Raw genomic sequence first — 6,662 nt, forward strand, 5'->3', positions numbered from 1 at the left:
ATCGAAGAGCGTGATCGGCGGGAAAGGAGTCTCGAACGACCGACGCGACCTCGCGTGGTGGTCCCGGTGGGGGAACTGAGGGTGGCCCGGGGGAGTGAAGGGGCTGGGGTCCGGGCGAGTGAGAGGGCTGGGTCCGGGTGGGGTGAAGGGGTGGACGGGGGCGCTGGGGTGGGGTCACTCCATGAAGGCGCGGACCTCGGTGGCGCCGTCGTGGGCGTCCGGGAACCGTGAGGCGATCTCGACGGCCCGGTCGATGCTCTCGCACTCGACCACGAAGTAGCCGACCAGCTGCTCCTCGGTGGTGTGGAACGGACCGTCCACTGTGGTCAGTTCGCCGTTCACGGCGCGGACGGTCCTCGCCTCCGCCGGGTCCGCGAGCGGCTGGCCGGTGACCAGCTCGCCGCTCTCGGAGATCTCCTGCATGAGCGCGCCGAACTGCGCCATCCGCGCTTCGCGGTCCGCGTCCGACAGGCCCTCGCGGTGCATGAACGTCGGGTGCGCCCACGGCTTCGGGTTGCTGTAGATCGAGATCATGTACTTCATGGCGCCAGCCTAGGGTCGGCGGCGCGACGCCGAACAGTGCGCGCGTCACGACCGCCCGCGTGGACTTCTCACGAATTGCCGTTCTCGCCTTTCCCGCGGTGGTGGCGCAAGGAACGAGACGTCGGACCACCCCTCCGCCGACGACCCTGAGGACCGATTCGCGACGTGTCACGTCGACGGGTCGGTACCAGGCGGCAAGAAGGGCGAAGGGAATACCGATGGCTTCTGTCACGCACCACCCGCCGTTGGCCGTACCGAGGCCTGCGGGACCGGAGCCGAGGGCGGCAGCCGGTGGGAAGAACCGGGACCACGTCCGCGGCGCGGGCCTGATCCTCCTCGGCATCTGCGCGCTCGCCGGCGTCCTCTACACGTGGGCCATCGGCGCGAGCGACTTCGGCAACGCCTACTACTCGGCCGCGATCAGGTCGATGACCGAGAGCCTGCCCAACTTCCTCTTCGGCGCCGCCGACCCGTACGGCGTGGTCAACGCGGCCAAGCCGCCGATGGCGCTGTGGCCGCAGGCGGTCTTCGCCTCGGTGTTCGGCTTCCACAGCTGGGCGCTCATGCTGCCGCAGGTGATCGAGGGCGTCGCGACCGTCGTGCTGCTGCACCGCACGGTCCGGCTGTGGGCCGGTGAGCGCGTCGCCCTGGTCGCGGCGCTGATCCTGGCGCTCACGCCGGTCACCGTCATGGTGAACCGCAGCAACAACACCGACACCCTGTTGGTGCTCCTGCTGGTCGCGGCGGCCTACGCGTTCACCCGCGCGGTGCACAGCGACGCGGCCCGGAGCCAGGTGCGGTGGCTGCTGCTGTGCGCGTTCCTCATCGGCTGCGGCTTCACCACGAAGCTCATGGCGGCCTGGGTGATCGTGCCCGGCCTGGCGCTGGTGTACCTGGTGTGCGTCGACGGTCCCGTGCGCCGCCGGGTGAACCACCTGCTGGCGGCGGGCGGCGTGCTGGCCGTGTCGTCCCTGTGGTGGCCGGTGCTGCTGGACGTGTGGCCGGGCCGCAAGCCGTACATGGGCGCGAGCCTCGACGGCACCGCGCTCGACAACATCATCGGCTACAACGGCTTCGGCAAGATCTTCAACCTCGGCCAGCAGTACGGCGGCTCGGGCCTGCACGTGCAGCTCGGCGCGGTCGGCATGGGCGGCGGCTACCCGGACGTCACGCGGATGTTCGTGCTGGAGGTGGGCGGCCAGATCTCGTGGCTGCTGCCGTTCAGCCTGCTCGTCCTGGCCGTGGTCGGCGCAGCCGGTTACCGGCGGCTGTGGTTCCGCGTCCCCGGCAACCGCCTCCAGCGCGCCGGGTGGCTGCTGTGGAGCACCTGGCTGGTCGTCACGATCCTCGTGTTCAGCTTCACCGAGGGCATCTGGCACCCGTACTACACGACGGCCCTCGCGCCGCCGATCGCGGCGATCTCCGCGGCCGGCTTGTCGTTGCTGTGGCGCACCTACCGCACCGGCCGCGGCCGCGGGTGGCTGCTGCTCCCGGCGTCCGTCGCGCTCACCGGCGCCTGGGCGGTGGTCCTGATCGACCGCGACCCGTCGTGGCAGGGTTGGACCAAGTGGGTCGTGATCGCGGCGACCCTGGTGTCGGTGGTCGGCCTGGTGCTGGGCAGCCGGTCGTCGGCGCAGCGCCGGACCGTGGGCCGGTCGGCGTTCCTGCTCGGCGTGGTGGCGATGCTGTTCACGCCGGCGGTGTGGTCGGTGGTGTCCGCCGCCGAGCACAAGACGAACGGCGGCTTCCCGTCCGCCGGACCGCCCAACGAGGCGTTGAACGCGTTGACGCGTGGCGAGCTGCCGGCGGGCGCCGTGATCCCGGGCTTCGAGCACGTCGAGCCCGCACCGCCGCGTGCCGGCGGGTTCGCCGGAGCGGTCCTGCACGAGGAGAACCGCAAGGTGCTGGAGTACGCCGAGCGGAACTCCGACGGCGCCGCCATCACGTTGGCGGTCGAGGGCGGCGGCCTGGCCGCGTCGTCGTTCATCATCGACAGCGACGCGATGCTCGTCAGCATGGGCGGCTACCTCGGCGCGGACGCCGCGCCTTCGGTCGACCAGCTGCGCCGGTGGGTCGACGACGGCGCGCTGCGGTACGTCCTGACCGCGGCTCCGGGCGAGAAGCGGATGGGCGGCATCGCCGGCATGGGCGGCGAGGAGCAGCGCGAGCGCGTCGAGTGGGTCCAGGACAACTGCGCCCCGGTCGACCCGGCCGTCTACGGCGGCGCGCCGATCACGCCGGCCGAGGACATGCTGCCCCTGCCGGGCTACGGCGACGCCATGCTCTACCGCTGCGGCTAGGTCCACAGATCACGAACCACGCACCACGCCGCTGCGGGCGGTGGTCCCCACCTCGGGGCCACCGCCCGCAGCGTTTCCGCGTGCGTGCGTGGGGATGGAGGCGGGGGTGTGGGTGTGGGCGGTGTGCCTGGCTTCGCCGGTGGTGAGGTGCCCGGCGGTGGGTTGGGTGGGCGAGTGGCGAGCCGGACCGGTGGTGGGTTGGGTGGGCGAGTGGCGAGCCGGACGGGTGGTGGGTTGGGGTCGGCGACTGGCGAGCCGGACCGGTGGTGGGTTGGCTGGGCCGGACGGCAGGGCGGCCCGGTGATTGTGAGGCGGCCCGGTGGCGGGCACCGTGCTCTGGAGCCGGTGAGAGAGCCGGGAGCACGACCGGGCGGTAGGCGGAGTCCGCGGGGAGTGGACGGATGCCGAGCCCGGTCCAACGGTGTGCTTCCAGCAGTGTGCTGCCGCAGGCCGCAGCCAGGCCGCGCAGCGGGGGCGGGGCGGGGGAGAGGGTCCTGACGCCGGGGCGTTCGTGGTCGATAGGGGGTGGCCTGCCCTGACACAGCGGAACGCCGTCGCACCCTGGGGGTGCGACGGCGTTCCGCGTTCCGTGCGAGTCGGTGCCCGCCGCCGGTCAGGCGGTGTGCTGGACCATCTCGGCCACCGGGTCGCGCAACTTGGTGTCCACGCGCTCGAGCAGCGCCGCGATCAGGACCGCGCCGACCACCATCAGCACCGCGCCGACGCGCAGCGCCAGGCCGTAGCCGGCCGTCATCGCGACGTCCACGTCCACGCCCTGCTGGATCTCGCCCATGGCGTCGCGCAGCGCGAGCGTCACGAGCACCGCCAGGCCGAGCGCGCTGCCGACCTGGAGCGCGGTGGTCTGCACACCCGACGCCAGGCCGGAGTCCTGCTCGGTCACGCCGTGCAGCGCGGCGTTGGTGCCCGCGGGCATGGACGCGCCCGCGAAGACGCCGAACACGATCATGCCGGGCAGGATGCCGCCGAGGTACGTCGTCTCGACGCCGATCATGCTGGTCAGGAACAGGCCGACACCGGCGCCCGCGAAGCCCACCGCGGCGACGGCCTTGACGCCGACCTTGGGGATGAACGCGGTGCCGAGGCCGATGCCCACGCCGATGCCCAGGCCCAGTGGCAGCCACGACAGGCCGGTCCGCAACGGCGAGTACTCCAGTACCTGCTGCATGAACAACGTCAGCATGAACGTGTAGGAGATGAACGCCGCCATGTAGAACAGGGACGCGGTGTTGATGACCGACCGCGTCCGGTTCGCGAAGAACCGCAGCGGGATCAACGGGTCCTTCGCCCGCCGCTCGATGATGAGCATCGCCAGGATCAGCGCGACGCCGAGCCCGAGCGGCAGCACGACGGCCGCGGAGCCCCACGGGTGGTCCACCGCCTGGAGCAGGCCGTAGACGATGGCGAACAGGCCGGTGGTGGACGTGATCGCGCCCGCGACGTCGAGCCCGGCGCCCTTCTCGCGCACCATCTTGCTCTCGGTCACCATCCGCGGGATCAGCACCAGCACCAGCAGCGCGATGGGGATGTTGATGTAGAAGATCCACCGCCACGACGCCATGTCGGTCAGCAGGCCGGAGATGACGTAGCCCAGCGTGCCCGCCAGCGCGGTGATGCCGCCCCACGCGCCCAGCGCCTTCGTGCGCTCACCGGGGTCGGTGAACAGCAGGGCGATCAGGCCGAGGGACGCCGGCGCGGCGATCGCCTCGGCGATGCCCTGCCCGATGCGGCCGGCGACCATCATGCCGGTGGACGTCGCCGCGCCGGCCAGGACCGACGACACGGCGAACAGGCCGACGCCGATCATCAGCAGCTTGCGCCGGCCGAAGATGTCGGCCGAGCGGCCGCCGAGCAGCAGCAGGCCGCCCGACATCAACACATATCCGTTCACCACCCAGGTCAGGCCGGCTTCGGTGAAGCCGAGCGACTCCTGGATGTGCGGCAGTGCCACGTTCACGATCGTCATGTCCAGGAGGATCATGAACTGCATACCGCAGAGCAGGACGAGTATCCACCAGCGCCGGGGATCGACCTGCCGGTCCCCGACGTGTTCCGATGGTTCATTTGCGCGCACGCCGCTCACACCCTAACTCCCTCGATGTTCGAATCGCCTTCCGGTGCGGCAGGGCCGTTCGGGCGAACCACACCACCGCTACATTATGTGATGATCCGGTCGCGATTCGAAGTGATGGGCAAACCTGGTCGGTGTGAATTTCTCATCTTCGGGAAAGGAATTCCTCACCCCGAGAGCGCTATGCGGGCGACGCGGGGGTGTTCTGGTACGCGGCCAGTCGCCATTCCCCGTTCTGCTTCACGGCGAGCCAGGTGGCGCGGATCGCGCGGTCTTGGGCAACCTCGGTCTCGCCCGGCGCCAGCACGCCGCCCGCGGTCAGCAGCACGGCCACGTCGTCGCGCAGGAAGCGCAGCGAGAACGGCGTGCCGGTGACGCGGGTGCCGCGGTACGGGCCGGCGAACGCGGCGGCCATGAACGCGCGGATGTCGGCGCGGCCCGCCTGGTAGACGCCGGACAGGATCATCGTGCCGTCCTCGGTGAAGACGTCCGCGAACGCGTCGGCGTCGTGGTCGGCCCACGCGGCGACGATGCGGGCGGTGAGGCCCGCGACCGCGCCCCGGTCGGCGTCGGCAGTCGTCGGGGTTGCCTGGTCGATGGTCATCGCAACGGCCTTTCCTCGGGTGTTCTCGGTGGGTTCTTCGGCGGTGGTGTCGTCATGCCGCCGGGTAGCGCGCGCCGCCGGCCTCTTCGACCAGGGCGGTGAGTGACTTGTTGGCCCGCCGCATGCGGTCCAGCGCGTCCGGGTCGCCCGCCGGCGCGGTGCGCGGGATGGCGAGGACGACGGTGAGCGCGTCGTCGGCCCGGGGGACGTTCGGCGCGGCGAGGTGGTCCGTCGGGATGGGGTAGACCAGCACCCGGCCGCCGGCGACGTCCTCGGGCGGCAGGTCGTCCAGCGCGAGGCCGACCAGCGACGCGGCGTGCCGTCCGGGCACGAGCAGCGTGATGCGCGGGTGGGGGTCGCGCTGCCACGACCCCGTGGCGCGGAGGTGGGCTTCCACGGGGGCGGCGCGGTGGAGGAAGTCCAGGTACGGCCCCGTTTCCACGTGCGCGGAGTCCGGCCGGAGGCCCTCGGGGAGCGAGGCGTCCGCGTCGACGTCCGCCACGGCGTGCAGCCCGAACCACCACCCGGCGCCGGCGACGTGCCGCGCGTGCCCCTCGACGTGCGCGAACCGCTGCGAGGCCGCCACCAGCGCCTGGTCGGCCAGGAACACGCCGAGGTCGCGGTAGGACAGCTCGTGTCGGCGCACCAGGGCGGGCGCGGCGGTGAGGGCGAGCGTGGCCCTGGTGATCACGCCGTGCCGCCCCTGGCCGCCCCGCACGGCGTCGAACAGCCCGGGCCGCTCGGTGGGGGAGCAGGTGACCAGCGCGCCGTCCGGCGTGACGACGTCGAGGTCGTGCACGTTGTCGGCGACGAAGCCGTGCCGGTGGCAGGCGCCCCCGACCCCGCCCGCCGCGAGCACGCCCCCCACGGACAGCTCGAGGTAGTCGGGCAGCACCGGCGGCGCGAGGCCGTCCGGCAGGGTCGCCGCGACGACCGCGCTCCATCGCGCGCCCGCGCCCGCGCTGACCCGGTCCGGCCCGGTCCGCCGCACGTCGGCCAGGGTGTCCGTGACGACCACGATCCCGCCGGGGCTGAGCGGTTGGCCGTCCACCGAGTGCCCGGCCCCGCGCGCCACCACGGCGATCCCGCGCTCACGGCCGTGGCGCGTGACCGCCGCGACGTCCTC

General features: G+C 72.3%; 5 protein-coding genes. 1 reads left to right on the forward strand and 4 read right to left on the reverse strand.

Annotated elements, in window-relative coordinates; genetic code table 11:
* Window positions 1-174: 174 nt before the first annotated feature.
* On the reverse strand, window positions 175-543 hold the full coding sequence (locus ACFQ3T_RS33150; protein WP_380729523.1) for a YciI family protein: 369 nt from the start codon (window positions 541-543) through the stop codon (window positions 175-177).
* A 218-nt stretch (window positions 544-761) separates the two neighbouring features.
* On the opposite strand from ACFQ3T_RS33150, the gene ACFQ3T_RS33155 reads away from it, so the two are divergent.
* Window positions 762-2,843 carry an ArnT family glycosyltransferase gene (locus ACFQ3T_RS33155; RefSeq protein WP_380729525.1) on the forward strand — a complete coding sequence of 694 codons (2,082 nt, stop codon included), beginning with the start codon at window positions 762-764 and terminating at the stop codon, window positions 2,841-2,843.
* 613 nt (window positions 2,844-3,456) lie between these two features.
* Here ACFQ3T_RS33155 and ACFQ3T_RS33160 read toward each other — a convergent pair.
* The 3 genes from ACFQ3T_RS33160 to ACFQ3T_RS33170 all read right to left on the reverse strand — a co-directional run.
* Entirely contained in the window at window positions 3,457-4,851 is a 1,395-nt protein-coding gene (locus ACFQ3T_RS33160; protein WP_380729528.1) for an MFS transporter, read from the reverse strand.
* A 262-nt stretch (window positions 4,852-5,113) separates the two neighbouring features.
* Window positions 5,114-5,536 (reverse strand): SgcJ/EcaC family oxidoreductase, encoded by a 423-nt coding sequence (locus ACFQ3T_RS33165; RefSeq protein ID WP_380729531.1) that lies wholly within the window; start codon window positions 5,534-5,536, stop codon window positions 5,114-5,116.
* A 52-nt stretch (window positions 5,537-5,588) separates the two neighbouring features.
* Window positions 5,589-6,662: FAD-binding protein (locus ACFQ3T_RS33170; protein WP_380729533.1), on the reverse strand; the 1,074-nt coding region annotated here is incomplete at its 5' end.

The sequence above is a fragment of the Saccharothrix hoggarensis genome (genome assembly GCF_042678885.1).
In the GTDB taxonomy this organism is placed as follows: Bacteria; Actinomycetota; Actinomycetes; order Mycobacteriales; family Pseudonocardiaceae; genus Actinosynnema; species Actinosynnema hoggarensis.